This window comes from Cryobacterium sp. TMS1-20-1 (assembly GCF_004402355.1).
Taxonomy (GTDB): Bacteria; Actinomycetota; Actinomycetes; order Actinomycetales; family Microbacteriaceae; genus Cryobacterium; species Cryobacterium levicorallinum.
In genome coordinates this window covers 22,767-46,962 of sequence record NZ_SOGF01000001.1, presented here as the reverse complement: position 1 = coordinate 46,962, position 24,196 = coordinate 22,767, and the positions used below count along the sequence as shown (strand labels likewise).

Here is a 24,196-nt window from a genome sequence, read left to right as displayed (position 1 = left end):
TTTTTTCTGGGTGTTGTCCGTGAGGCACGCCGACCAGTTGGAGGTGCGGGTGAACGAGGCACAGCCCCCAAACGGGCGCGCAGACGCTGCGCAGCGGTCGATTCTGGGGCCGATCCTGGCCGTCACGGGCCTGGCCATCGCCGGTGCGGCCGTCGTCGGTCTCGCCACCAGCGCCATTCTCGCCGCGGTCATGGCCAAAACCATCGTCACACCCCCGGCCAAACGTGCGGATGACACGCGGGTGTTCGCGGTCGACCTCGGGCGCGGCCTGATCACCCTGCAACGGCACCGTGATTCGGTGCTCGCGGGCGACTATAGCTTTTTCTTTGGCAACGACACCGGCCACGCCCGCGTCGGCGCGATCACCGATCGAACGGGCGCCACCGTCACCCGGCGTATCCTCGCTGTGGACTACGGCGACCTCCAGGCCGCCCGGCGCGGCCGGTTCAGCGGCTGGCTCTACACCGGCCCCGACGATCTCGGCTTCCCCTGGCACAGTGTCGCCGTCCCGACCGCACTTGGCCCGGCCCCTGCCTGGCTCATTCCAGCGGATGCCGCAGCTGCGGGTGGTCGCTGGGTGATCCAGGTGCACGGCCGGGCGGTACGCCGGGAGGAGGCGCTGCGGGCGGTGCCCGTGTTTCGAGCGGCCGGCTACACGTCGCTGCTCGTCTCCTACCGCAACGATGGGGACGCCCCGGCCAGCCCCGATGGGCGCTACGGGCTGGGCGACACGGAGTGGGCCGACGTCGATGCGGCCATGAGCTTTGCCGCTGACCAGGGAGCGACCAGCGTCGTGCTGATGGGCTGGTCGATGGGGGGAGCGATCTGCCTGCAGGCCCTCACCCGCAGCGCACAGGCGCCGCTGATCGTCGGGGTGGTGCTGGAATCTCCCGTGATCGACTGGGCCGACGTCGTGGCCGCACAGGCCATCGATCGCCGGCTGCCGAGGCAGATCGCCCGCGGAGCAGTCGCGCTGATGGGGTCACGGCAGGGACAACGGCTGACCGGACTCGGAGCGCCGATCGACTTCGGGCGGCTCGACTTCGTGGCGCGCGCCCGTGACCTGCACCGGCCCATTCTGCTGCTGCACAGCGACGATGACGGTTTCGTTCCGGTCACCGGGTCGCGCCGCCTCGCTGACCGGCGGCCCGACTCGGTGACCTTCGTGGCGTTCACCGAGGCGCGCCACACCAAATTGTGGAACTACGACCCCGGCCGTTGGGAGGCCGAAATCGCCGGCTGGCTGGCGCGGTTGACGCGGCGTTGACCGCGCCGAGCGTCACGCAGCCACACGCTCCCGTAATTGACGCTTGGCCCGGCCGAGCATCGCGCTCATGCCGCGCAGGCGCAGCGGTGAGACGGCCTCACTGAGTCCGATCGACTGCGGGTAGTCATCGGGAACGCCCAGTACCTGCTCCACGCTCAGGCCGTCGAGACCCTGCGCGAGGATCGACGCGAAGCCGCGGGTGGTGGGTGACTCGCGGGGAGCCGTCGCGTGCAGGTGGAACAAACCATCGGCATCCACTTCAACGAAGATGAAGACCGGCGACTGGCATTCGACGACGCGTTCGAGCAGGTCGGGGTGATCCTGAAACTTCTGCGGAAGTTCCGGCAGTTCGTTGGCGAACTCGAGCAGCAACAGCAGTCGGTCCTTCTGCTCGAGGGCGAGGAAATCCTCCCGAATCTCGGCCAGCAGGTCCGCGGTCATCGGCGAGGTGCCGGAGCCGGGGCGTCGCCCGGCTCGGTGCCGACGGCGATCGGCACGGCGACGGCGTTGCCCCACTCGGTCCAGGATCCGTCGTAATTGCGCACATTCTCGAAACCGAGCAGGTGGGTCAGCACGAACCAGGTGTGGCTGGAGCGTTCGCCGATGCGGCAATAGGCGATGACGTCGTCGCCGTCGGTCAGTCCGGCCTCATCCCGATAGATCGCGTCGAGTTCACTGCGCGAGCGAAAAGTCGAGTCGGTGTCTGCGGCGCGAGCCCACGGCACCGAGGCGGCCGAGGGAATGTGGCCGCCGCGCAGGGCACCCTCTTCCGGGTAGGCGGGCATCGTCGTGCGGGCTCCGCTGTATTCCTCGGGGGAGCGTACGTCGATGAGCGGCTGTCCGAAGTGGCCGAGTACGTCGTCTTTGAACGCCCGAATGGGAGCGTCGTCGCGTTCGACGACGGGGTAATCGGTGGGGGTCACGTTCGAAGCGTCCGTGGTCATCTCGCGTTCCTCGGCGAGCCATTTCTCGCGGCCACCGTCAAGCAGGCGCACGTCGTCGTGTCCGAACAGGGTGAAGACCCAGAGGGCGTAGGCGGCCCACCAGTTGCTCTTGTCCCCGTAGATGACGACGGTGCTGTCGCGGGCGATGCCCTTGCTCGACAGCAGGGCGGCAAAGGCGGCGCCGTCGATGTAGTCGCGGTTGACCTTGTCGTTGAGGTCGGTGTGCCAGTCGATCTTGACCGAGCCGCGAATGTGGCCGACTTCGTAGAGCAGCACGTCTTCGTCGGACTCGACCACCACGAGACCGGCATCGCCCCGGTGTTGGGCCAGCCACTGCGTGGAAACCAGTTTCGAGGGGTGCGCGTAGGCGGCGAATTTCTCGGTCGTGTCGAACGGGGCAGACATGTAACCTCCAGGTGGGCAGCGGATGCATTCGCAAGTCGGGTTGACCGCGGATTAGGCTTATCGATGCCCACCAGTTAAACCTACGCGGTGCCGGCACACTGCGCATTTTGGTTACACCGCGCATTTCGCAGATCGAAGAACGAGAACGGGCGTTTCAGCATGGCACCAGAGGCCCACGAAAAGGCACAGCACACGGTTCCGCAACTCGCCGACCGCACGCCGACGATCACCGGTCGCGAAATCGTGGCCGAGCTAGTGCCGCCTCCCCAGTTTGAACACGCTTCGTTTGAGAACTACCGCCCCGACCATGACTATCCGTCGCAGATGACCGCGGTCGAGAAACTCATCGAATTCGTAAACCCCCGGCCGGCCGGGTTCTTCTCCCGCCGCCGTCAGGCCAAGGACGACCTGCCCGGCATCTACCTCGACGGCGGTTTCGGCGTCGGCAAGACCCACCTGCTTGCAGCGCTCTGGCATGCGGCGACCGGCCCCAAGTATTTCGGTACCTTCATCGAATACACTGCGCTGGTCGGTGCGCTCGGCTACCAGGAAACCATCAAGGAGCTGCGCAGCGCGAAGCTCATCTGCATCGACGAGTTCGAACTCGACGATCCGGGCGACACCATGGTGATGACCCGGTTGCTCGGCGAACTCGTCGCCACCGGCACCCGGGTAGCCGCCACGTCGAACACCCCGCCGAACTCGCTCGGCGAGGGCCGGTTCGCCGCGCAGGACTTTCTGCGGGAGATTTCCGCAATGAGCGCCAACTTCGAGACCCTGCGCATCGACGGGCTCGACTACCGTCGTCGCAACGTGTCCGGCCAGGCCGTCTCCGTCGAACCCGAAGCGCGCGAACACCTGGTGAATACCCTCCTTCAGCGCGGTTCGAAGGTAACCGAAGACGACTTCGGTGCCCTCATGCGCCACCTCGGCACCGTGCATCCCTCCAAGTACGTCAAGGTCATTCGCGACGTCGAGGTCATCGCCATCCGCGGGGTGTACCTGCTGACCGATCAAACGGATGCCCTTCGCCTGGTGGCCTTCATCGACCGCGTTTACGACGCTGAAATTCCCATCGTCGCGAGCGGGCGCCCACTCAACGAGGTGTTCGACGACGAAATGATGGCGGGCGGCTACCGCAAGAAATACCAGCGCTCCCAGTCGCGTATGGTCGCCCTCACCACCGGTGAGCTACCGCCGCACACCGATTAGCGCACATTTACCGCGCACGAGGCACGAAACGTGGCGTTAACAATTCACTCGGGCTCGTAACCGGCACGAAACACGTCGGAACGTTTGTTGTAACAGCCACCTCAGATACTTGACTCGTATCCGAGGTGGCTCACTTCGCGTTACACCCTGCACATTCGAGACGCGTGAGGACAATCTATGGATACCGGAAGCATCGCATGGGGGCTGACAGCCACCGCACTGGTGTTGTTTATGACACCGGGTGTCGCCTTCTTCTACGGCGGACTGGTCAAGGCCAAGAGCGTCATCAGCATGATGATGATGAGCTTCGGCGCATTGGGTCTCATTAGCGTCCTCTGGATTCTCTATGGCTTCAACATGAGCGCTGTCGGCAGCCCCACTCAATTCGCCGGAAACCCGTTCTCGGACTTCGGCCTGGGCCAGCTCGCCATGGGCGAGACCGGCAGCATCGATCTGCTCGGTGCCACCTACGGTGCCACCTTCGCCATCATCACCGTTGCCCTGATCAGTGGCGCGGTCGCCGACCGGGCCAAGTTCGGGTCCTGGATGATCTTCGCCGGCGTCTGGGCGACCCTCGTCTACTTCCCGGTCGCTGCCTGGGTCTGGGGCGGTGGCTGGATCATGAAACTGGGTGAGACGCTGAGCCTCCCGGGCGTCATCGACTACGCCGGCGGCACCGCGGTGCACATTAACGCCGGTGCAGCTGCTCTCGCCCTCGCGCTGGTTCTCGGCAAGCGGGTCGGCTTTCAGAAGGGCATCACCAAGCCGCACAACGTGCCGCTCGTGCTCATCGGTGCCTCCATTCTCTGGTTCGGCTGGTTCGGCTTCAACGCCGGCGCCGAATGGCTCAACGGCCTCGCCAACGTTGGCATCATCGTCGTCAACACCCTCGGTGCCACCGCAGCGGCCATCCTCGCCTGGATGCTGGTCGAGAAGTTCAAGGACGGCAAGGCCACCTCGGTCGGTGCAGCATCCGGTGCCGTTGCCGGACTTGTCGCCATCACCCCGGCCTGCGCCAACCTCGAGCCCGGCTGGGCACTGCTGCTGGGTGCCGTCGCCGGTGCCGTCTGCGCCCTCGCCGTCGAACTCAAGTTCAAGCTCGGCTTCGACGACTCGCTCGACGTGGTCGGCATCCACCTCGTCGGCGGCATCATCGGCACCCTGTACCTCGGCTTCTTCGCCATCGGTACTGGCCTGTTCACCGGTGGCGACCTCGGTCAGCTCGCCGTGCAGGCTATCGCGGCCTTCTCGGTCCTCGTCTACTCCTTCGTCATCGCGTACCTGCTTGGTCTCGCGATCGAGAAGACCATCGGTTTCCGCATCAAGAACGAAGACGAACTGGCCGGAATCGACACCAGCGTGCACGGCGAAGAGGGCTACGCCCTCGAGCGTGTCTAGGCTCTGAACAGTCCCGACTGGTCGGGTAACGGGCGGTACGGAAGCGGGATCATCCGCTTCGGTACCGCCTTTCTGCGTAACCGCCCACGGTGCCGCCGGTGAACGGATGCGGCGGGTGAACGGATGCCGCGGGTTCACCGGCAACTGCGGGTGAACCCGCCGCTGACTCACCGAACTGTCGGCGAATGGATGCCGCTGGCTCTTCCGTGACTGCCGACAATCAATAGCTTTGCCGCAACTGCGGGTGAGCGGATGCCGCTGACTCAGCCGCGAACGCAGGTGCCGGACGAGACCGGGGCGTTCCGGCCCGGTGCCTCGTTGATGACCGGCTGAACCTCATCGAGCGCGAGGGCGTAGCCGACATTGTCGGTGTTGGACGCCTTGGCAAAGATGACGCCGACGACGAGGCCGGACTCGTTCAGCAGCGGACCGCCAGACTCGCCCTGCTGCACGTCGGACGCCACGGTGTACACCTGGCGCGGCGTCGGGTCCTGGCCGTAGATGTCGGCGACGCTGATGGTGCCGAGCGAGATAACCTGGGCCGGGTCGGAGACGTACGGACCGCCGAAGGGGTACCCGTCGGCGACCGCGCCACTGCCCGCGGAAAGATCGGCGCCGACAGTGAGTGGGGCTGCGCCGAGTCCAGGCACCGAAATGACGGCGAGGTCATCGACCGGGTCGAAGTAGACGATTTCCCCGGCCAAAGCCTCACCGGACGGCGTCTCAATCACGGGCTGGTTCACCCCGGCCACGACGTGGGCGTTGGTGATGACGCGGCCGTCGGACACCACGAATCCGCTGCCCGACTGGCTCTGGCCACAGGCGTAGGCCGTTCCGGTGATGCGTACGACGGACTGCGCGGCCACGGCCAGGGCCGGGCTGCTGGTGTCGGCCTGGGCAGCATCCGGTGTCGGGCCGGTGAAGGCGTCGACGATGCGCGGCAGACCCTGGGACACCGCAACGGAGCGAAGTTGCGCGAGGAGGGCCTTGACCCGGTCAGGGGTCGCCGAGTCGATGCGAGACACCACGGTAGATTCAGCGATGGCGGGGGAGAGGAATGGTATACCCAGTGCACCGATGCTAAACGCGACCATCGACGCCACGAGCGCCGAGGCGACCGCAGCGAAGGCTGCACCGAGTACGCGGTTGATCGTGCCGAGCGGGGAACGCTTCGATTTGCGGCCGACCATGCTGCCGGCGGAAGCACCGACCGAGTGTCCAATGAGTACGAGCAGAACGGCCACGGCGATCGTGCCGGGGGTGCGCCATTCCGGCGCGGGAATCCAGCCGCCGACCAGCGGTACCACGAAGAAGGCGGCGAATCCACCGGCGACCGCGCCGATTATGCCGGTCAGGCTGCGCAACAGACCGCTGCGGTAGCCGTTGACGAGGGCGACGACCAACAACAGAATGAGCAGGAGGTCGAGCACGGTTGAGCCTGGCATTCGTCTCCCTTAGTTGATGCTGCACGTGTTGTTCGGTCACGATCTCGTATTGTTCATGGTTACACAGGCCTCCTTCGCGATTGCTGAGCGCAGCCGGCGCCCCGCGTGCTTTCCCGGCCGATCAACAGGCGCGGGGCACGCCAAACTGAAGTATCGTGAACCGACAACCGACGTCGGCCCGAAAGGACAGCGGTGACTCCAGCAGAGTCCTTGCCCATCTCCACGATCGCACCGCCCCTGGCCGGGCGGGCCGTGGCCAGCCAGCGCTGGTCGCACCTGGTGTTTCTTCATTGGAGAGTGGATGCTGCGCTGATCGCGCCGCTCCTGCCCAGCGGCCTGGTTCCCGATGAGCATGACGGATCGAGCTGGGTGGGCCTGATCCCGTTCGTCCTCGATCGCGCGACCGTTCTCGGGAGCCCGCCGATTCCGTACTTCGGCACCTTCGTCGAGGTAAACGTGCGCCTCTACGCCGTTGACGCCCGGGGGCGTCGCGGCGTTGTGTTCGTATCGCTGGAGGCCAGCCGCCTCGCTGCCGTGCTCGCTGCGCGTGCGCTGTTCTCGCTGCCCTACATCTGGTCGCGCACGCGGCTCTCGGTTGATTCCGGACAGTACCGGTACACCGCGACGCGCCACCGCGACCGGACCGCGCACACCGAGGTGGTGGCTCGGCCGGGTTCAGTCGCCGTGCTGGATGACCCGTTGGCCGATTTTTTGACCGCGCGCTGGGCCCTGTTCACAAGCATCCGTGGTCGCATCGTGCACCTGCGCAACCATCATGAGCCGTGGCCGTTATACCGTGCTGAGCTCCTGAGTATTGACGACAGCCTGCTGGCCGCAGCCGGTTTCCCCGGTCTGGCCGATCGCGCTCCCGACTCTGTGCTCTACTCGCCCGGCGTGACGACCTGGTTCGGACGGGGCAACTGACCGGGTGGGCGTACTCAGAAAGTTCTGAAAAAATGTTCTGATCGACCACGATACTGAAGGAGTACAGCATGGGATTTCTTGATTTTCTGCTCGGGCGCAAGGAGCAGGCACCCACCGACGATCGGCCAGTGCGGTCGAATAGCGGTCCGGTCCGCAGCGAGGATGAGATCGCCGTCGAGCGCTACCAGTACCTGCTGCGCACCGCACCGCCCGAGACCATCGAGAAGGTGCACACCGAGGCGTTCTCCAAATTGACCGAGGAACAGCGCGATATTCTCTTTCGCCAGCTCACCGAGAACCTCGAACCGAGTGAGCGTCCAGCGGATGCCGCGCCGGCCCACCTGGCCCAGGCGGCGACCCGGGCCGAGCTCCGCGAGCCGGGCACGCTCACCCGGACCTTCGGAAACCAGAACGGCATGGGCTTTGGCAGCATGGTCGGCGGATCACTGCTCGGTACGGTCGCCGGTTTCGTCATCGGATCGGCGCTGGTCAGCTCCTTCATGCCGATGGACGGTGGCGGCACGGATGCCGGTGCCGACGCGAACAGCGAGACCAACGCCGATTCGGGCAGCGACTCCGGTGGAGACGCTGGAGGAGATTTCGGCGGCGGCGACTTCGGTGGAGACTTCGGGTTCTGATCTCCCAGGGCCGTTAGTGGACGGCGGCGATGGCCTCACCAACGGGAACGTCGCCGTCGGTGAACTCAATGAACTTCCCGATGCTGTTGTCGCTCGCGAGCACGGCTGCGGCGACGAGCGCGACGTTCTCGCGTGAGGTGTCGCCGCCCGTGCCGTCGGACCCCACCATGATGGAACCGCTCGCGGCGTCGAGGGTCAGCGCGCTCGGTCCGAGGATGGTCCAGTTCAGTGAGGTTGCTCGCAGGTAGTCGTCGGCTGCCGCCTTGGCCTCGTAGTAGGCGAACATGCCGTCGTCGGGGGAGGCGCCGTGGTCGGCGCGCGATCCCTTATAGGAGACCATCACGTAACGGTAGATGCCGGCCTGCGCTGCGGCGACCATTGAGCGGATGGCCGCATCTCGGTCGACCGCATAGGTGCGCTCAGCGCTTCCCCCGCCGGCCCCGGCGGACCAGACGATGGCGTCGTGGCCGGCCAGGAGGGCCGTGAGCTGATCGGTGGACAGATTCTCGACATCCGCTTGCAAGGGGGTTGCGCCGGTCGCCAAAACGTCGGCGGCATGCTCGGGGTTGCGGACGAGGGAGCTGACCTCGTGGCCGGCAGTCGTGAGCAGACGGGCCAGGTGGAGGGCAACTTTTCCGTGCCCGCCGATGATTGCAATATTTGTCATGTGATTAAGCCTGTCACGATTGGCTGCCGGCAGCGCTCAGGGTTGAAGAAAACCCAGCAGTATCGCGGCGAGCGTAACGCAGCCCAGTTGGACGCCGAGAAAGACGGCCACCCAGAACAGCCCCGGAATGTGGGTGAGCCGAGCCAGCTGGTCGGCGTCAGACGATGACTCGGCCCTGCGCGACCGGGACTGTTGCAGCTCGAGGGACGTGCGCAGTGCACCGAGCAGGAGAAATGCCGTGACTAGTAGGGCGAACACGCCCTGTAGCTGCGGCGTGCCGAACCAGGAGACACCGAAGACGATGGCACCCGTGACGGCGACCGACCAGAGCCCGAACCAGTTGCGAATCTGCACGAGCAGCAGCGCGAGCGCCGCGAGCAGCGCCCAAAGCAATCCCAGGTCGTACCCCCGGCTGAGCAGCCAGGCAGCGCCAAGGCCGAGCAGCGCGGGGGCGGGGTAACCGGCCAATAGGGTGAAGATCATGCCCGGCCCGCTCGGGCGACCGCGGCTCACGGTGAGTCCTGAGGTGTCCGAATGCAAGCGGATGCCGCCCAGCCGCCGCCCACAGACCACCGCGACGACTCCGTGGCCGCCTTCGTGCACGATGGTGATGGCGTGCCGGGCCAGGCGCCATACCGGCGGAAAAAACACGATCGCCGCGGCCGCCGCCACGGTCAGCCACGCGGTGAGGGGGGCGAGCGCGGCGTGCGGAGTCGTCATGCGCTGCCAGATGTCGAGGAGCAGGTCCATGCGTCTCAGACTAGGTGTCTGCCGAGCAGCCCTGGATAGCTGGGGCGGCGAGCAAATGCCACCGTGCGACGGCGTGGTTCGGGAGGAACACGCACAGGGGGTGCGTAAGCGAGATGGGCCGCTGGACACTGGTTCCATGGAGAAACGCACGGAACGGCAGAATATCCACGAAATTATCGAGCGGCTGACGGCGCAGTTTCCGCTGGTTACGCGATCGCGAGTTGACCACGTCATTGAACTCGAATACGTGAAATTGAATGGCAGGCCGGTTCTTCAGTACGTTTCCAATCTGGTCGAGCACGCTGCGAAGGCCCGCCTCGCCCGGGTTGCCGTGGTCAACGTTGCTGCCTGAGGACGGCGTGAATCAGGCGACTTAACCATGAAAAGCCCCGATTTCTCGGGGCTTTTCGTGTATTCGCGGTGGGCGATGCGGGACTTGAACCCACGACCTCTTCCGTGTGAAGGAAGCGCGCTACCAGCTGCGCCAATCGCCCAATTGCACTCACACCACAAACCAAAGTTGCTGGTGCGACTTTTGATACTAGCCCAGACTGGCGGGTCGTCGCACATCGACGCCGCTCTCGGTGTGGCGCGGACCACCCCCGCACCAGCTCGACGGCACAGCCACGTCACGCGGGAGCTTCGCCGCTGCGCGGGAGACGGCGGAACTGGCGCAGGTCCAGCGCAGCGTGTTGCGCGCGGGTTGTGGCCAGCGCGCTTACTCCTGGCGCAACTCCCGTGCCGCCCGCACCCCACCCACGCCACCCGGCGCAACACGCCGTAAAAGCCTCGGTTTGGTTTCCGTCTGGCTATTCAGCTAGAGTCTCTGAGTACGCAGAAATGCGAACAGTTGCGGATGTGGCGCAGTGGTAGCGCATCACCTTGCCAAGGTGAGGGTCGCGAGTTCGAATCTCGTCATCCGCTCGAATGAACTGGAATCGCACCTTTGGGTGCGGTTCCAATTCGTTTGGTATGAACCCAACTGGTGGATTGGCCGAGAGGCGAGGCAGCGGCCTGCAAAGCCGTTAACACGGGTTCGAATCCCGTATCCACCTCAATTCCTGGTGCACTCGCCGAGAACTGTATTGCAGAGACACCGTAATTCCCAGAATCTTGGGCGATTGGCGCAGCGGTAGCGCGCTTCCCTGACACGGAAGAGGTCACTGGTTCGATCCCAGTATCGCCCACACAGCATTTGAAGAAACATGAAAACCCCGGTCAGCCGGGGTTTTTTTGTACCCAAAACCGGCCGTGCACTATCTGGGCAACACGCCGGCTGGTGTGCCCTTGTGCAGCATCCACTGCCCGCGTAGTTTTGCGCGCAGGAGGTGAGTGCAATGCGCGCCACAGAGGGAGATCGGATTGTCATTCGCGGCAAAACGGTGGAACGTCCGGACCGTCGCGGCGAGATACTCGAGGTTCGCGGGATCGACGGCGGGCCGCCGTACCTCGTGTTGTTCGACGACCGGCACGAGAGCATCGTGTATCCCGGTGCCGACTTCGTGATCGAACGTTCGTCGGAGTCGGTTTAGGTCAGCGCCTGATTTGCGCGTCTGCCAACCCGCGAATGCGGATGCCGCGCCCAGGTCGCCGGGAGAGGGTGAGAGTTCAGCGACGCTGAACTCTCACCCTCTCCCGTTACCGAATAACCCGCACCAATCGCGGCAGGGCCAACGCCGGAGCGTACTTCGTCGTACCCAGATAGCGGGCCACGAGCGCGTGCGTGCCTACCTTCAATGACGTGTACTTGAACGTGGCTGAACCTTTCGAAAGCGCTACCGGCTGGCCGACCTTGGTCGTCACGTCATAGAACTGCACGAACCCGGTCACCGTTCCGGCCGCTGACGTGAATGTCGCTGTGGCCGAGACGGGCGTTCCCACGTGCACATCACCCCGGGGCATGACGGTCAGCGTTCGACTTACCCTGGCCGGCTTCGCCACGACCGTGACAACCACTGTTGGTGAGGTCGATGGGTTGTAGAAGACGGCGAAACTCTCCGCCGTGATTCGGTGCACCCCCACGGACAACCTCGTCGTCGTGATCGTCGAATGCCACTCGCCGAATACCTGGTCGCCGACCAGCGGTCGGCCATTGTCGAAGAAGGTGATCTCTTCGCTGGAACGATCACCGTCCAGGGCGCGGCCCTGACTGTCCGTGACGTCTGCGGTGAAGGTGATGCGCTGACCGGCCGTGATGGTGCCGGACGGCGTCGCGGTCAGGGTCGTTTTGGTGTCGGGTCCGGTCGGCACGAAGTAGTCAAAGGTTTTCGATGCCGGGGCAAAGTTTCTATCTCCGAGATAGTCCACTCGAAACTGGCGCGTGCCCGCCTTGCTGGGGTAGGCATCGGAGAAGAAGATGCCGGCCGTGTCGCTCGGCAGGAGCGCGGGTGTCTCGGTGCGGTTACCGGGCTCAAGCGACACGACGCGCACACTTCCCGTCGGAACGGCAGTGGCGGGGGCAACGGCCGAGATCTCGCCGTAAACGGATGCCGCCTGGCCGGCAAAGTAGAAGTCAAAGGTGCCAGCCTCAATGCTGACCGTGCCCCGCCCCGTGGAAAGGGCCGGGGCATCCGTTGCTGCCGATGCGGCGGGTGCGACGATCAGGGCACCGAGCACGGACGCAATCACCAGTGCGGGCAGGCGCCAGGAACGCTTCACGCCGCTGCGGGCGGCTGGGGTTGGGTGCAGTAAAAGTGTCATGGCTCGCTTCTTCGCGGTCGGTGGTGCTCGGACCCCCAAATCACGGACAAAGTACTCCCATATCGGCTCGGTTTGTAGGGCGTGCGAGCGCTATCGCGGTCTCTCGGTCGCTCAACCGACGATCAGCCCGGCGCACGCCGCTAAAGTTGACGGGTAGGCAAACAACAGGGAGTAGTACACGTGGCTGACGGCTTTGCGCTTTTCACCGACCGATCCGTTGTCGCAATGCGCGTCAACGGTGAGTTGAAAGATCTGGCGGCCACCGTGTTGCCGACGGATGCTGTCGAACCGGTCACCATAGATTCTCCCGATGGCCTAAATATTCTGCGCCACTCGGCCACCCACGTGCTGGCCCAGGCCGTGCAGACCGTCAACCCGGCCGCCCGCCTCGGCATCGGCCCATTCGTCACCGACGGCTTCTACTACGACTTCGATGTGGCCGACCCGTTCACCCCCGAGGACATCAAATCGCTCGAAAAGGCGATGGACCGCATCATCCGCCAGGGCCAGCGGTTCGTGCGTCGCGTCGTCACCCACGACGAAGCCCGCGCCGAACTGGCCGCCGAACCCTACAAGCTCGAGCTCATCGGCATCAAGGGCGGTCCCGGTGAGGGCGACGCTGCCGCCAACAACAGCCCGACCGCCGACGACGAGTCGGTCGAGGTCGGCGGCGCCGAACTGACCATCTATGACAACGTCGACCCGAAGACCGGGGAAACAGTCTGGAAGGACCTCTGCCGCGGCCCACACCTGCCCAACACCCGCATGATCGGCAACGGCTACTCACTCACCCGCCTGGCCGCCGCCTACTGGCGCGGCTCAGAGAAGAACCCGCAGCTGCAACGCATCTACGGCACCGCGTGGCCCACCAAGGACGAACTGCGCGCCTACCAGGCCCGTCAGGAAGAGGCGGCCAAGCGCGATCACCGCAAGCTCGGTGCCGAACTCGACCTGTTCAGCTTCCCGGAGGAGATCGGCTCCGGCCTGGCCGTATTCCATCCCAAGGGCGGGATCATTCGGCAGGAGATGGAGAGCTACTCCCGCAAACGCCACGCCGAGGCTGGCTACGATTTCGTCTATTCACCGCACATCACCAAGTCGACGCTGTTCGAAACCTCGGGCCACCTCGACTGGTACCGCGAAGGCATGTTTCCCCCGATGCACCTCGACGAGGAACGTGACGATACCGGTCACGTCACCCGCCAGGGCGTCGACTATTACCTCAAGCCGATGAACTGCCCGTTCCACAACCTCATCTTCAAGTCCAGTGGCCGCAGCTACCGTGACCTGCCGATGCGCTTGTTCGAATTCGGATCGGTCTACCGGTACGAGAAGTCCGGCGTGCTCAACGGCCTTACCCGCGTTCGCGGCATGACCCAGGACGACGCCCACATCTACACCACCAAGGAAGGCATGAAGGAGGAGCTCACCAGCACCCTCAACTTCGTGCTGCAGCTGCTCGCCGACTACGGCCTCGAGGACTACTACCTCGAACTGTCCACCAAAGACCCAAAAAAGTTCGTCGGCAGCGACGAAGCCTGGGACGAAGCCACCGAGACGCTCCGCGAGGTCGCCGAAGTCTCCGGTCTCGATCTGGTCGCCGACCCGGGTGGAGCGGCCTTCTACGGCCCCAAGATCTCGGTGCAGGCCAAGGACGCCATCGGGCGCACCTGGCAGATGTCGACCATTCAGCTCGACTTCAACCTGCCCGAACGGTTCGACCTCGAATACACCGCGAATGACGGCAGTCGCCAGCGCCCGGTCATGATTCACCGCGCCCTGTTTGGCTCGATCGAGCGCTTCTTTGCCGTGCTCACCGAGCACTACGCCGGGGCGTTCCCGGTCTGGCTGGCCCCGGTGCAGGTTGTCGGTATTCCCGTCTCCGAGCAGTACGGCCCCTTCCTCGACGACGTGATCGCCACCTTGAGGAAGGCCGGCGTGCGCGCCGAAGTCGACCATTCTGACGATCGCATGCAGAAGAAGATCCGCACTCACACCAAGGCCAAGGTGCCGTATCAGCTCATCGTGGGCGAAGATGACCAGGCCAACGGCGCGGTGAGCTTTCGCTTTCGCGATGGGACGCAGCAGAACGGGGTGCCGGTAGACGAGGCCGTGCGCATCATCGTGGAGTCGATCGAGAACCGCGCGCAGGTGAGCACGACCCCGGTCGCCCCCGCTGTGGCCGAAGTGCAGGCCTAGCGTGCCGGCGATTCCGGCCGATCGGCTGCGCGGTTCCGACGCGCTCGGCGCGGGTGCCAACGAAACCGATGCAGAATTCGCGGGTGTTCCGGATGCCTTCCAACGGCTCTGGACGCCGCACCGGATGGTCTACATCCAGGACGGGCAGCAGCCGCACCCCGACGACTGCCCGTTCTGCATCGCGCCGACCCTGGACGACGAGAAGGCGCTGATCGTGGCGCGCGGCACCCATGCCTACGTGCTGCTCAACCTTTTTCCGTACAACAGCGGCCACCTGCTGGTCTGTCCGTATCGGCACGTCGCCACCTACGACCAGGCCACTCCGGAGGAGATCGCCGAAATCGGCGAGTTCACCCAGATCGCCATGCGGGTGCTCACCCAGGTGTCGAACTGTGACGGCTTCAACATCGGTATGAATCAGGGACGTATCGCGGGGGCTGGCATCGCCGAGCACCTGCACCAGCACATCGTGCCGCGCTGGGCCCTGGACTCGAATTTTTTTCCGATCATCGCTGGCACCAAGGCCATCCCGCGCCTGCTCGGCGACGTTCGCCGCGAAATTGCCGACGGCTGGCCGGGCGCGTTGACTCCCTCGGCCGCCACGGCAGCTTCCCTCTAGTTTTGCTCTAGGCCGGGCAGCGTGCTGGCACGCCCCGGTCATCCGTTCAACCGACACCAGCCGCCGACCAGATCACCACCGCGCAAGGAATATAATCGTAGCTATGACTCAATCAAACTCTGCCGAACAAGTTGGCTCGAGCCGCGTCAAGCGGGGACTCGCCGAAATGCTCAAGGGCGGCGTCATCATGGACGTCGTCACCGCTGCCCAGGCTCGCATTGCTGAAGACGCCGGCGCTGTAGCCGTCATGGCGCTCGAACGCGTTCCCGCCGATATCCGCTCGCAGGGTGGAGTTGCCCGTATGAGCGACCCTGACCTGATCGACAGCATCATTGCCGAGGTCAACATCCCGGTCATGGCGAAGACCCGCATTGGGCACTTCGTTGAGGCGCAGATTCTTGAGGTGCTCGGCGTCGACTACATTGACGAGTCCGAAGTGCTCAGCCCGGCCGACTACGTCAACCACATCGATAAGTGGAACTTCACCATTCCCTTCGTCTGTGGTGCCACCAATCTCGGTGAGGCGCTCCGCCGCATCAACGAGGGCGCGGCCATGATTCGTTCCAAGGGCGAAGCCGGCACCGGTGACGTCTCCGAAGCCACCAAGCACATCCGCACCATTAACGGAGAAATTCGTCGTCTCGGTTCGCTGAGCAAGGAAGAGCTGTACGTTGCCGCCAAGGAGCTGGCGGCGCCGTACGAACTGGTGGCTGAGATCGCCGCAACCGGAAAGCTGCCCGTTGTTCTCTTCACTGCAGGAGGTGTGGCCACGCCGGCCGACGCCGCCATGATGATGCAGCTCGGTGCTGACGGTGTGTTCGTTGGCTCCGGCGTCTTCAAGTCGGGCAATCCCGAACAGCGTGCCGCCGCCATCGTGAAGGCTGTCACCTTCTACGACGACGCCAAGGTCATCGCTGAGGTCTCCCGCGGCCTCGGTGAGGCCATGGTCGGCATCAACGTGTCGGACATCCCCGCACCGCACCGCCTCGCTACGCGCGGCTGGTAGCCCGACCGTTCGTGACGATTCTCTCGAAGGGCACCCGACCGGCAGAGGCCGCTGTACCGGCAGGTCTGCGGGTCGGGGTGCTCGCCCTGCAGGGCGACTTTCGTGAGCACGCGCAGGTATTGCGCGCGCTCGGCGCGAACGTCGCCCTGGTGCGCCGTCCGGAAGAATTGCTCCAGGTCGACGGTCTGGTCATTCCGGGCGGCGAATCGAGCGTCATGGACAAGCTCGCCCGTACCTTCGGCCTCGCCGAACCGCTCCGCGCAGCCATCCGCGGCGGGCTGCCGGTCTATGGAACCTGCGCGGGGCTGATCATGCTCGCCGACACGATTCTCGGTGGTATGAACGGCCAGCAGAGCCTCGGCGGACTCGACATCGCCGTGCGCCGCAACGCCTTCGGTTCGCAGACCGCTTCCTTCGAGACTGACCTGGACATTCCGGCGCTCGGCGAGAAGCCCGTGCACGCGGTGTTCATTCGGGCGCCGATCGTGGAGACCGTCGGGCCTCGGGCGACCGCACTGGCCACCCTCGCCGACGGCCGCTGCGTCGCCGTGGAACAAGGCAACCTGCTCGGCACCTCTTTTCACCCGGAAATCACCGGCGAATACCGTTTTCACCAGTATTTCCTGCAGAAAATGGTCGCCGCCGCCCGCTGATGCCAGGCCTAATTGTGCCGCGCGCGCGAGTGTGGCTAGGGTTCAGACATGACTCAGACAACCGGTGGTCAACGATGACCCGATATGTAGCACTGCTCCGTGGCATCAACGTCAACGGCATCACCATCGCAATGAGCGATCTCGCCGACACCTTTCGTGAACTCGGCTACACCGACGTCAAAACGGTGTTGGCGAGCGGCAATGTGATCTTCAGCATCGACAGTCCGCTCGTCGATACTCCGCTGATTAGCAAAGTGGATGCCGCAGCCCTCAAGGCGCGCATCGAAGCGGCCCTGACGGCTCGCTTCGAGTACGAAGCATGGATCGTGCTCGTCGACGCCGAATCGCTCGACCGCATCGTGCGCTCGTACCCGTTCGACGCCGACCGCGACGGCTGGCACCCCTATGTCATGTTCTCCTCCGACCCCGGCCACCTCAGCGAGCTGGCCGGACACGCCAAGGAACTCGATGCCACTGACGAGCGCATCGAACTCGGCCACGGCGTGCTGTACTGGGAGGTGCGCAAGGCCGTCGGCATCAAGAGTGCCTTCAGTAAGAAGAGCGCCAAGCTCAAGTACCGCGACACCACCACCACCCGCAACCTGCACACGCTGCACAAGCTGCTGGAAGTCACACCGGGATAGACTGGGTCGGCACCAAGTGTGCACCAACTTCGCAGCGATCATCAGAGCTTGATCGAGCACAACTCATTCGAACACAGCTAGTTCGAGCACAACAACGGGAGATGTATGTCCGGGCATTCCAAATGGGCCACCACCAAGCACCAGAAGGCGGTCACCGACTCCAGACGGGCCAAGGCGTTCGCCAAGCTCATCAAGAACATCGAGGTTGCGGCCCGCCTGGGCGGCGCTGACCTCTCGGGTAACCCGACGCTGGTCGATGCCATTCAGAAGGCCAAGAAGACCTCCGTGCCCAACGACAATATCGACCGCGCCGTCAAGCGTGGTGCCGGGCTGTCTGGCGAACAGGTCGACTACACGACCATCATGTACGAGGGCTATGCCACGCACGGTGTCGCGATCATGATCGAGTGCCTCACCGACAATAAGAACCGTGCTGCCGCCGAGGTACGCACCGCAATGGCCCGCAACGGGGGAGCCATGGCCGACCCGGGCAGTGTCGCCTACAACTTCCACCGCAAGGGTGTCGTCGTGGTCAAGCACCTGCCCACGATCACCGAAGACGACATTATGCTCGCCGTGCTCGACGCCGGCGCCGAAGAGGTCATCGACGAGGGCGAAACCTTCGAGATTCACTCTTCCGTTGGCGACCTCGTTGCCACCCGCACCGCGCTGCAGGCCGCCGGCATCGACTATGAGTCCGCCGATATCGCCTTCATCCCGTCGCTCAAAATCGAGGTCGACGCCGAAACCGCCCGCAAGGTGTTCCACCTGATTGACGCGATGGAAGACCTCGACGACGTGCAGAACGTCTATTCCAACTACGACCTGTCGGCCGAGGTACAGGCCGCACTCTCGAGCGAGTCCGAGTAGTTCGATGGCGGTCCGGGTTCTCGGCATCGACCCGGGCCTCACCCGCTGCGGTGTCGGCGTGGTCGATGTCGAAGGCAACCGTTCGGCCCGCCTGGTGGACGTGACCGTGCTGCGCAGCGCGCCCGACCTGCCCCTGGAGCAGCGGCTGCTGCTGCTGTCGCAGGGCCTCGAAGAGATGCTCGACCGGCACCGGCCGCAATTCATCGCCATCGAACGGGTTTTCGCCCAGCACAACGTGCGCACGGTCATGGGAACGGCCCAGATCAGTGGGGTGGCCCTATTGCTCGCCGCCCAGCGCGGACTACCGGTGACCCTGCACACCCCGAGCGAGGTGAAGGCGGCCATCACCGGGTACGGGTCCGCCGACAAGCAGCAGGTCGGCACCATGGTCGCGCGCATTCTCGGGCTCACCGAAATTCCTAAGCCCGCCGATGCAGCGGATGCCCTGGCCCTCGCGATCTGCCATGCCTGGCGCACCGGCGCCTCCGGCGGCACGCTGCCGACCGTCGTCTCGGTCAAAGCGGCCACGGGAACGCCTGCCGCGCTGACCCCGGCGCAAAAGGCCTGGCGTGCCGCCGAACGCGGGTCGGTGCCAGCGGTGTCGGCGGTGCCCCGTAGTCTTAAGCGGTGATCTCTTCCGTACGTGGCCTTGTCCTGTCTGCCGTAGGCTCAACCGCCAGCTCATCAACGGTGGTAATCGAGGTCGGGGGAGTCGGCCTCGGGGTGCAGGTGACGCCGGCTACCGCCCTCGGCGTGCGCATCGGTGACGAGGCGCGCCTTGCGACCACGCTCATCGTGCGCGAAGATTCCCTTACTCTCTACGGTTTTCCCACGGCTGATGAACTCGCCGTGTTCGAACTGCTGGTCGGCGTCACGGGGGTTGGCCCCAAATCCGCCCTCGGCGTGCTCGCCGTGCTCAGCCCCAACCAGATCGGGCAGGCCGTCAATGCAGACGACGACGCAGCCTTCCGCAAGGTCAGCGGCATCGGTCCCAAGACCGCGAAACTCATCGTGCTCTCCCTCGCCGGAAAAATCGCCGTCACCGCCGAAAGCGCCCCGACTCGCCGACCCGGCGCTACCTCGGTCGCCGCGAGCGTGCAGGCTGCCCTGATCGGTCTGGGCTGGTCCGAACGGGTCGCCGCTGAGGCCGTCGATGAAACCCTCACCGAGCTGGCGGATGCTGCCGGTGCCGATTCCGTGCCGCCGACCGTCGCCGCTGTGCTCCGGCTGGCCCTCGGCCGCCTCGGCCCGGCGGCGCACCATGCCACCGGGTCTGCAGCTGCGTCGACCGGATCGGGCCGTTCGTGACCACGGACCCGGGCGTCGAGCTCACCAACCCCTCGCTCGAAAGCGAATCCGAGCTCGCCTTCGAGGGCGCGCTGCGCCCGGCGAGCCTGGCCGAATTCGTCGGCCAGAAGAAGGTGCGCGGGCAGTTGCAGCTGCTGCTGACCGCCGCGACGATGCAGAACCGCACGCCGGACCACATCCTCCTGGCAGGCCCGCCCGGCCTCGGAAAGACTACCCTCGCCATGATCGTCGCCTACGAGGGCAACCGGCCGCTGCGCATGTCGAGCGGACCGGCCATTCAACACGCCGGTGATCTCGCTGCGGTGCTGTCCTCACTGGTTCCCGGTGAGGTGTTGTTCATCGATGAAATTCACCGCATGGCGCGATCGGCCGAAGAGATGCTCTACCTCGCGATGGAAGACTTTCGCATCGACATCATGGTGGGCAAGGGCGCCGGGGCCACCTCGGTGCCTCTCGACCTTGCCCCGTTCACCCTGGTGGGGGCCACGACACGCTCCGGCCTGCTGCCGAACCCGCTGCGTGACCGATTCGGCTTTACCGCGCACCTGGAGTTTTACGCCGAGAGCGAGTTGGAACAGGTGCTCTATCGCGCCGCCCAGCTCATCGACCTGCCGATCGAACGCGACGCGCTGGCCGAGATCGCCGGCCGGTGCCGGGGCACACCCCGCATCGCGAACCGCCTGCTGCGCCGGGTGCGCGATTACGCGCTCGTGCACGGGGGCGGCGCCAACATCGCCGCGGTGCACGCGGCGCTCGAACTCTACGACGTCGATCCGATCGGCCTGGATCGTCTGGACCGGGAAGTCATGAAGATCATCCTGACGCGATTCGGTGGTGGACCGGTCGGCCTGAACACCCTGGCCGTCTCGGTCGGCGAGGAGTCCGAAACCGTCGAAGCGGTCGTCGAGCCGTTCCTGGTACGGATAGGATTCCTCACGCGTACCCCGCGCGGCCGTGTTGCGACCAGCGCGGCCTGGCAACATTTTGGTCTCACACCGCCCCTGGGCATTACCCCACAGGGAAGTGCGACCCTTCTTGACCTATAATTCAATTTGGCCCGCCTGTCTAGAGGCATATTCTCTCTAGGCCTACTGGCGGGTCTTCACCCACAAGCTTCGGCCACCCGCGCCGCAATCGGAAGGTTTTACCGCTCCATGGATTCTTTGACTCTCGTCATGCTGGCCGTTTTGGCCGTACTCGTCTTCTTCATGTTCCGCAACGGCCGCAAGCGCAAGAAGGACCAGGAAGCCCTGCAGGCGACCATGGTTCCCGGCGCCGACGTCATGACCAACTTCGGTATGTACGGCACGATCATTGCCATCGACGAAGAGGCCAACAAGGTCGAACTTCAGATCGCTCCCGGCGTCATCGTTGAGATCCACCGTCAGACCATCGCTCGCGTGGTGGAGCCGATTGTCGCCGACGACGTCGAAGATGACTCTGCCGTTGAAAGCATCGACTCACTGCGTGAATCGGAACTGTCTGAGCCGGAATTCGGCCAGCGCGTGGTCGAGAGCGACACCGACACCACCGAACAGCCCAAAAAGGGCGACGCATAATCTAGCTCCCGCACCAACAACGCACGTACTGCAACACGCGGCGCGCCCACACATTCTGGTGTGGGCGCCAACAGAAAGCTGAGTTCATAGGTGGCTAAGTCGTCGTCTCCGGCCAAAAAGGCCTGGCGTTCCCTGACCTGGCTGGGCGTGCTCATCGTCGGCCTGATCGCTCTGAACGCGTTCGGCGTGTTCACTCAGAACGGGTCGTGGACGCCGAAGCTGGCGCTCGACCTCGAGGGTGGAACGCAGATCATTCTCGCCCCGCAGGTCGAGAGCGGCGCGACCGTCACGTCTGAGCAGCTCACCGAGGCCGTGGGCATTATTCGCCAGAGGATCAACTCCTCGGGAGTCTCCGAAACCGAGGTCAACACTCAGGGCGGCCAGAACATCGTCGTATCGATCCCCGGTACCCCCGATGACGCCACCCTGGAGCGCATCAAGTCTTCGGCCAAACTGGAATTCCGCGCCGTGCTCGTGGCCGGTCAGCCCTCGGGCCAGACCGTCGGTGCCGACGGTACCGCGACCCCCGCACCGGAGGCAACCGTCGACCCGAGCCTGTCCACGACTCCGACGGTCGAGCCCACCGACGCGAGCGACCTGAACTACGTCACCCCGGCCCTGCAGGCCGAGTATGACGCCTTCGACTGTGCCGCGATCAACACCACGAACGTCGCGCCGGCCGATGAACCCCTCATCACCTGCGAAACGGATGGCTCGATTAAGTACATCCTCGGCCCGGTCGAGGTTGACGGTTCCACCATCACCGACGCGACCAATGGTCAGCGCACCACCTCGTCGGGCGCAACCACCGGCGAGTGGGTCGTCAACATTGTGTTCAACAGCGAGGGCACCACGAAGTTCGCCGACGTCACGACGCGGCTGAACAGCCTGACCGGGGCGCAGAATCAATTCGCCATCGTGCTCGACGGCGCTGTCATCTCGGCGCCGTCCAACACGCAGGGAGCCATCCTCAACGGCAAGCCGGAAATTTCGGGCTCCTTTGACCAGGACAGCTCGAAGGCCCTCGCTGACCAGCTCAAGTTCGGCGCTCTGCCGATCAGCTTCACCGTACAGAGCCAGGACACCATCTCGGCCACCCTGGGATCGACGCAGCTGCTCAACGGACTCATCGCCGGCTTAATCGGTCTGATCCTCGTCGTCATGTACTCGCTCGCCCAATACCGTCTGCTGGGCCTCGTGACCGTTGCTTCGCTCGCAGTCGCGGCCGTGATCACCTACCTGCTCATCACGATCCTGTCCTGGCGTGAGGGCTACCGTCTGTCGCTGGCCGGTGTTGCCGGCCTGATCGTGGCGATCGGTATCACCGCCGACTCCTTCATCGTGTACTTCGAACGCGTACGCGATGAACTGCGTGACGGTCGCGGGCTGGAGTCGTCGGTCGAGGCCGGCTGGAAGCGTGCCTTCCGCACCATCGTCGCCTCTGACGTCGTGAACTTTCTCGCCGCCGCCGTATTGTTCGTGCTCGCCGTCGGAAACGTGCGCGGCTTCGCTCTGACCCTCGGCCTCACCACCATCGTCGACCTGCTCGTGGTGAGCATGTTCACCCACCCGATGTTGCAGCTGGTTGCGAAGACCCGGTTCTTCAACGAGGGCCACAAACTCAGCGGCCTCGATCCTCGTGCCCTCGGCGCGGTTTACCGTGGCCGTGCCCGCTTTGAACCCTCGTCGACCATGTCGGCGACGAAGGTGGCGTCCTCGAGCAAAGAGGCGGCCAAGCGACAAACGATCGCCGAACGTAAGGCGTCTGAGCTGGTAAGTACCAGTACTGATCGATCGACAGACGGGAAGGATTCCTGATGGCCAGCTTCTCGCAGTTCGGAAATGACCTCTACACCGGGGCACGGTCGCTCAATATCGTCGGGCGCCGCAAACTCTGGTACCTGATCGCCGGTGGCATGATCCTCATTGCCCTGGTCGGCCCGTTCCTGCTGCGCGGTGGTTTCGTGTTCGGCATTGAATTCACCGGCGGCAGCGAATTCGTCGTCTCCCAGACGACGAGTCAGTCGCAGACCACGGCAACGGATGCCGTCGCGAGCGTCGCTCCCGACGTCGTTCCGAAGGTCTCCACCGTCGGCTCAGACGGTGTTCGGATCCAGACCGACCAGATGTCTGAGGGGGAGACGACGGAAGTACGCGACGCCCTCGCCGCCGCCTATGACGTTCCGGTCACCGAAGTGGCCACCTCCTTCATCGGAGCGACCTGGGGGCAGGACATCACCGGCCAGGCGCTGCGCGCCCTGATCGTGTTCCTCGTGCTCGCCGGTATCATCATGGCGATCTACTTCCGCACCTGGAAGATGTCGGTCGCGGCCATGGTCGCGCTGCTCCATGACCTCGTGATCACGGCCGGGTTCTACGGCATCACCGGATTCGAGATCACGCCGGCCGCGGTGATCGGGTTCCTGACCATTCTGGGCTACTCGCTCTACGACACCGTCGTGGTCTTCGACAAGATTCGGGAGAACACCAACTTCGATGGATCGGGCTCGAGCCGCACCTTCGCGGAGTCGGTCAACCTCGCCGTGAACCAGACGCTGGTGCGCTCGATCAACACCTCCGTCGTCGCCGCCCTGCCCGTGGCATCCATTCTGTTCATCGGTGCCTTCGTGCTCGGTGCTGGCACCCTGCGCGACATTTCGTTGGCTTTGCTCATCGGCATCCTGGTCGGTACCTACTCAACGATCTTCATCGCTTCGCCGCTGTATGTTCAGCTGCGCGCCGGCGAGGCCGCCATTCGCAAGCACGACAAGCAGGCTTTGGCGGCACGCGCCAAGGCTTCGACGCCGGCTGCGGAGTCCGTTACCGCGTAGCATTCGCTCCGTGATCGAAACGGTCAGCCCCGATGGGCTGGCCGTTTCGCTGCATGTGGGCAGGGCAGATCGCTTGCAGCGTACGGGAGAGGCGTCGCGAACCGGCATAATTGAGGGAACGCAAACACAGCCCGCGCGGTTTCAACCGCTGTGAGTT

At 64.6% G+C, this 24,196-nt stretch carries 25 protein-coding genes and 4 tRNA genes; 22 read left to right on the top strand and 7 right to left on the bottom strand.

The annotated features are described in order from the left end of the window. Positions 1 to 10 precede the first annotated feature (10 nt). The gene (locus E3O45_RS00255; protein WP_134441034.1) at positions 11 to 1,267 is read left to right on the top strand and encodes a S9 family peptidase; all 1,257 of its coding nucleotides are present in this window, start codon (positions 11 to 13) and stop codon (positions 1,265 to 1,267) included. Positions 1,268 to 1,279: 12 nt separating this feature from the next. Here E3O45_RS00255 and E3O45_RS00250 read toward each other — a convergent pair whose 3' ends face one another. Both E3O45_RS00250 and E3O45_RS00245 read right to left on the bottom strand, forming a co-directional pair. Next, on the bottom strand, positions 1,280 to 1,708 hold the full coding sequence (locus E3O45_RS00250) for a SufE family protein (RefSeq protein ID WP_134441033.1): 429 nt from the start codon (positions 1,706 to 1,708) through the stop codon (positions 1,280 to 1,282). After that, on the bottom strand, positions 1,705 to 2,616 hold the full coding sequence (locus E3O45_RS00245) for a sulfurtransferase (protein WP_092449134.1): 912 nt from the start codon (positions 2,614 to 2,616) through the stop codon (positions 1,705 to 1,707). Before E3O45_RS00245 ends, E3O45_RS00250 begins: the two co-directional genes overlap by 4 nt. A gap of 159 nt (positions 2,617 to 2,775) precedes the next feature. Here E3O45_RS00245 and zapE point away from each other — a divergent pair, with 159 nt between their 5' ends. Together zapE and E3O45_RS00235 are read left to right on the top strand one after the other, a co-directional pair. Then, positions 2,776 to 3,828: a cell division protein ZapE gene (gene zapE, locus E3O45_RS00240; RefSeq protein WP_104135025.1), complete on the top strand. Its 1,053-nt coding sequence runs from the start codon at positions 2,776 to 2,778 to the stop codon at positions 3,826 to 3,828. A 177-nt stretch (positions 3,829 to 4,005) separates the two neighbouring features. Further along, positions 4,006 to 5,226: an ammonium transporter gene (locus E3O45_RS00235; RefSeq protein WP_134441032.1), complete on the top strand. Its 1,221-nt coding sequence runs from the start codon at positions 4,006 to 4,008 to the stop codon at positions 5,224 to 5,226. Between the two features lie 263 nt (positions 5,227 to 5,489). Here E3O45_RS00235 and E3O45_RS00230 read toward each other — a convergent pair whose 3' ends face one another. Continuing rightward, the gene (locus E3O45_RS00230) at positions 5,490 to 6,671 is read right to left on the bottom strand and encodes a MarP family serine protease (protein ID WP_134441031.1); all 1,182 of its coding nucleotides are present in this window, start codon (positions 6,669 to 6,671) and stop codon (positions 5,490 to 5,492) included. Positions 6,672 to 6,863: 192 nt separating this feature from the next. On the opposite strand from E3O45_RS00230, the gene E3O45_RS00225 reads away from it, so the two are divergent. Beyond that, the gene (locus E3O45_RS00225) at positions 6,864 to 7,595 is read left to right on the top strand and encodes a YqjF family protein (protein ID WP_134441030.1); all 732 of its coding nucleotides are present in this window, start codon (positions 6,864 to 6,866) and stop codon (positions 7,593 to 7,595) included. A gap of 68 nt (positions 7,596 to 7,663) precedes the next feature. Continuing rightward, positions 7,664 to 8,233: a hypothetical protein gene (locus E3O45_RS00220; protein WP_134441029.1), complete on the top strand. Its 570-nt coding sequence runs from the start codon at positions 7,664 to 7,666 to the stop codon at positions 8,231 to 8,233. A 13-nt stretch (positions 8,234 to 8,246) separates the two neighbouring features. Here E3O45_RS00220 and E3O45_RS00215 read toward each other — a convergent pair whose 3' ends face one another. Together E3O45_RS00215 and E3O45_RS00210 are read right to left on the bottom strand one after the other, a co-directional pair. Next, on the bottom strand, positions 8,247 to 8,900 hold the full coding sequence (locus tag E3O45_RS00215) for an SDR family oxidoreductase (RefSeq protein WP_134441028.1): 654 nt from the start codon (positions 8,898 to 8,900) through the stop codon (positions 8,247 to 8,249). Positions 8,901 to 8,936: 36 nt separating this feature from the next. Beyond that, positions 8,937 to 9,650, bottom strand: coding sequence for a M50 family metallopeptidase (locus E3O45_RS00210; RefSeq protein WP_134441027.1), 714 nt, complete (start codon positions 9,648 to 9,650; stop codon positions 8,937 to 8,939). Here E3O45_RS00210 and E3O45_RS17340 point away from each other — a divergent pair. Next, complete coding sequence (locus E3O45_RS17340; protein WP_166789338.1) at positions 9,649 to 10,002, top strand: three-helix bundle dimerization domain-containing protein; 354 nt, start codon at positions 9,649 to 9,651, stop codon at positions 10,000 to 10,002. The two genes, E3O45_RS00210 and E3O45_RS17340, sit on opposite strands and share 2 nt — an antisense overlap. Positions 10,003 to 10,071: 69 nt before the next feature. On the opposite strand, the gene E3O45_RS00200 is transcribed toward E3O45_RS17340, so the two are convergent. After that, positions 10,072 to 10,144 (bottom strand) — tRNA-Val (locus E3O45_RS00200). Between the two features lie 358 nt (positions 10,145 to 10,502). Here E3O45_RS00200 and E3O45_RS00195 point away from each other — a divergent pair. The 4 genes from E3O45_RS00195 to E3O45_RS00180 all read left to right on the top strand — a co-directional run bounded on the left by E3O45_RS00195 (position 10,503) and on the right by E3O45_RS00180 (position 11,182). Beyond that, positions 10,503 to 10,574, top strand: a tRNA-Gly gene (locus tag E3O45_RS00195). A 60-nt stretch (positions 10,575 to 10,634) separates the two neighbouring features. Then, a tRNA-Cys gene (locus tag E3O45_RS00190) sits at positions 10,635 to 10,705 on the top strand. Between the two features lie 60 nt (positions 10,706 to 10,765). Further along, positions 10,766 to 10,837, top strand: a tRNA-Val gene (locus E3O45_RS00185). Positions 10,838 to 10,987: 150 nt separating this feature from the next. Next, a complete protein-coding gene (locus E3O45_RS00180) occupies positions 10,988 to 11,182 on the top strand; it encodes a DUF1918 domain-containing protein (RefSeq protein ID WP_092449125.1) in 195 nt (64 codons plus the stop codon). Positions 11,183 to 11,288: 106 nt separating this feature from the next. Here E3O45_RS00180 and E3O45_RS00175 read toward each other — a convergent pair whose 3' ends face one another. Further along, positions 11,289 to 12,350 carry an Ig-like domain-containing protein gene (locus E3O45_RS00175; RefSeq protein ID WP_134441025.1) on the bottom strand — a complete coding sequence of 354 codons (1,062 nt, stop codon included), beginning with the start codon at positions 12,348 to 12,350 and terminating at the stop codon, positions 11,289 to 11,291. Between the two features lie 225 nt (positions 12,351 to 12,575). Here E3O45_RS00175 and thrS point away from each other — a divergent pair, with 225 nt between their 5' ends. The 12 genes from thrS (at position 12,576) to secF (ending at position 24,039) form a co-directional block, all read left to right on the top strand. Beyond that, entirely contained in the window at positions 12,576 to 14,549 is a 1,974-nt protein-coding gene (gene thrS, locus E3O45_RS00170) for a threonine--tRNA ligase (RefSeq protein WP_241985149.1), read from the top strand. Between the two features lie 25 nt (positions 14,550 to 14,574). Beyond that, positions 14,575 to 15,168, top strand: coding sequence for an HIT domain-containing protein (locus tag E3O45_RS00165; RefSeq protein ID WP_134441041.1), 594 nt, complete (start codon positions 14,575 to 14,577; stop codon positions 15,166 to 15,168). Between the two features lie 103 nt (positions 15,169 to 15,271). Continuing rightward, complete coding sequence (pdxS, locus tag E3O45_RS00160) at positions 15,272 to 16,174, top strand: pyridoxal 5'-phosphate synthase lyase subunit PdxS (RefSeq protein ID WP_092449122.1); 903 nt, start codon at positions 15,272 to 15,274, stop codon at positions 16,172 to 16,174. A 17-nt stretch (positions 16,175 to 16,191) separates the two neighbouring features. After that, positions 16,192 to 16,827, top strand: coding sequence for a pyridoxal 5'-phosphate synthase glutaminase subunit PdxT (gene pdxT, locus E3O45_RS00155; protein ID WP_370450279.1), 636 nt, complete (start codon positions 16,192 to 16,194; stop codon positions 16,825 to 16,827). Between the two features lie 74 nt (positions 16,828 to 16,901). Further along, positions 16,902 to 17,471, top strand: coding sequence for a DUF1697 domain-containing protein (locus E3O45_RS00150; RefSeq protein WP_134441023.1), 570 nt, complete (start codon positions 16,902 to 16,904; stop codon positions 17,469 to 17,471). 105 nt (positions 17,472 to 17,576) lie between these two features. Beyond that, positions 17,577 to 18,341 (top strand): YebC/PmpR family DNA-binding transcriptional regulator, encoded by a 765-nt coding sequence (locus E3O45_RS00145; protein ID WP_134441022.1) that lies wholly within the window; start codon positions 17,577 to 17,579, stop codon positions 18,339 to 18,341. Between the two features lie 4 nt (positions 18,342 to 18,345). After that, the gene (gene ruvC / locus E3O45_RS00140) at positions 18,346 to 18,972 is read left to right on the top strand and encodes a crossover junction endodeoxyribonuclease RuvC (RefSeq protein ID WP_092449119.1); all 627 of its coding nucleotides are present in this window, start codon (positions 18,346 to 18,348) and stop codon (positions 18,970 to 18,972) included. Continuing rightward, positions 18,969 to 19,649, top strand: a complete 681-nt coding sequence (gene ruvA, locus E3O45_RS00135; RefSeq protein ID WP_134441021.1) for a Holliday junction branch migration protein RuvA — start codon at positions 18,969 to 18,971, stop codon at positions 19,647 to 19,649. Before ruvC ends, ruvA begins: the two co-directional genes overlap by 4 nt. Continuing rightward, complete coding sequence (gene ruvB / locus E3O45_RS00130) at positions 19,646 to 20,695, top strand: Holliday junction branch migration DNA helicase RuvB (RefSeq protein ID WP_134441020.1); 1,050 nt, start codon at positions 19,646 to 19,648, stop codon at positions 20,693 to 20,695. Before ruvA ends, ruvB begins: the two co-directional genes overlap by 4 nt. A 108-nt stretch (positions 20,696 to 20,803) precedes the next feature. Then, complete coding sequence (gene yajC / locus E3O45_RS00125; protein WP_092449116.1) at positions 20,804 to 21,208, top strand: preprotein translocase subunit YajC; 405 nt, start codon at positions 20,804 to 20,806, stop codon at positions 21,206 to 21,208. Positions 21,209 to 21,298: 90 nt separating this feature from the next. Then, complete coding sequence (secD, locus tag E3O45_RS00120; protein ID WP_134441019.1) at positions 21,299 to 23,026, top strand: protein translocase subunit SecD; 1,728 nt, start codon at positions 21,299 to 21,301, stop codon at positions 23,024 to 23,026. After that, entirely contained in the window at positions 23,026 to 24,039 is a 1,014-nt protein-coding gene (gene secF, locus E3O45_RS00115) for a protein translocase subunit SecF (RefSeq protein WP_104133159.1), read from the top strand. Before secD ends, secF begins: the two co-directional genes overlap by 1 nt. The last annotated feature ends 157 nt before the right edge of the window (positions 24,040 to 24,196 follow it).

Excerpts from the sequence above, each read along its gene's own strand:
- E3O45_RS00250 (WP_134441033.1), bottom strand. The coding sequence starts at position 1,708 with ATGACCGCGGACCTGCTGGCCGAGATTCGGGAGGATTTCCTCGCCCTC.
- E3O45_RS00245 (WP_092449134.1), bottom strand. The coding sequence starts at position 2,616 with ATGTCTGCCCCGTTCGACACGACCGAGAAATTCGCCGCCTACGCGCAC.
- zapE (WP_104135025.1), top strand. The coding sequence starts at position 2,776 with ATGGCACCAGAGGCCCACGAAAAGGCACAGCACACGGTTCCGCAACTC.
- E3O45_RS00235 (WP_134441032.1), top strand. The coding sequence starts at position 4,006 with ATGGATACCGGAAGCATCGCATGGGGGCTGACAGCCACCGCACTGGTG.
- E3O45_RS00230 (WP_134441031.1), bottom strand. The coding sequence starts at position 6,671 with ATGCCAGGCTCAACCGTGCTCGACCTCCTGCTCATTCTGTTGTTGGTC.
- E3O45_RS00220 (WP_134441029.1), top strand. The coding sequence starts at position 7,664 with ATGGGATTTCTTGATTTTCTGCTCGGGCGCAAGGAGCAGGCACCCACC.
- E3O45_RS00215 (WP_134441028.1), bottom strand. The coding sequence starts at position 8,900 with ATGACAAATATTGCAATCATCGGCGGGCACGGAAAAGTTGCCCTCCAC.
- E3O45_RS17340 (WP_166789338.1), top strand. The coding sequence starts at position 9,649 with ATGCGTCTCAGACTAGGTGTCTGCCGAGCAGCCCTGGATAGCTGGGGC.
- E3O45_RS00210 (WP_134441027.1), bottom strand. The coding sequence starts at position 9,650 with ATGGACCTGCTCCTCGACATCTGGCAGCGCATGACGACTCCGCACGCC.
- E3O45_RS00180 (WP_092449125.1), top strand. The coding sequence starts at position 10,988 with ATGCGCGCCACAGAGGGAGATCGGATTGTCATTCGCGGCAAAACGGTG.
- E3O45_RS00175 (WP_134441025.1), bottom strand. The coding sequence starts at position 12,350 with ATGACACTTTTACTGCACCCAACCCCAGCCGCCCGCAGCGGCGTGAAG.
- thrS (WP_241985149.1), top strand. The coding sequence starts at position 12,576 with ATGCGCGTCAACGGTGAGTTGAAAGATCTGGCGGCCACCGTGTTGCCG.
- pdxS (WP_092449122.1), top strand. The coding sequence starts at position 15,272 with ATGACTCAATCAAACTCTGCCGAACAAGTTGGCTCGAGCCGCGTCAAG.
- E3O45_RS00150 (WP_134441023.1), top strand. The coding sequence starts at position 16,902 with ATGACCCGATATGTAGCACTGCTCCGTGGCATCAACGTCAACGGCATC.
- E3O45_RS00145 (WP_134441022.1), top strand. The coding sequence starts at position 17,577 with ATGTCCGGGCATTCCAAATGGGCCACCACCAAGCACCAGAAGGCGGTC.
- ruvC (WP_092449119.1), top strand. The coding sequence starts at position 18,346 with ATGGCGGTCCGGGTTCTCGGCATCGACCCGGGCCTCACCCGCTGCGGT.
- yajC (WP_092449116.1), top strand. The coding sequence starts at position 20,804 with ATGGATTCTTTGACTCTCGTCATGCTGGCCGTTTTGGCCGTACTCGTC.
- secF (WP_104133159.1), top strand. The coding sequence starts at position 23,026 with ATGGCCAGCTTCTCGCAGTTCGGAAATGACCTCTACACCGGGGCACGG.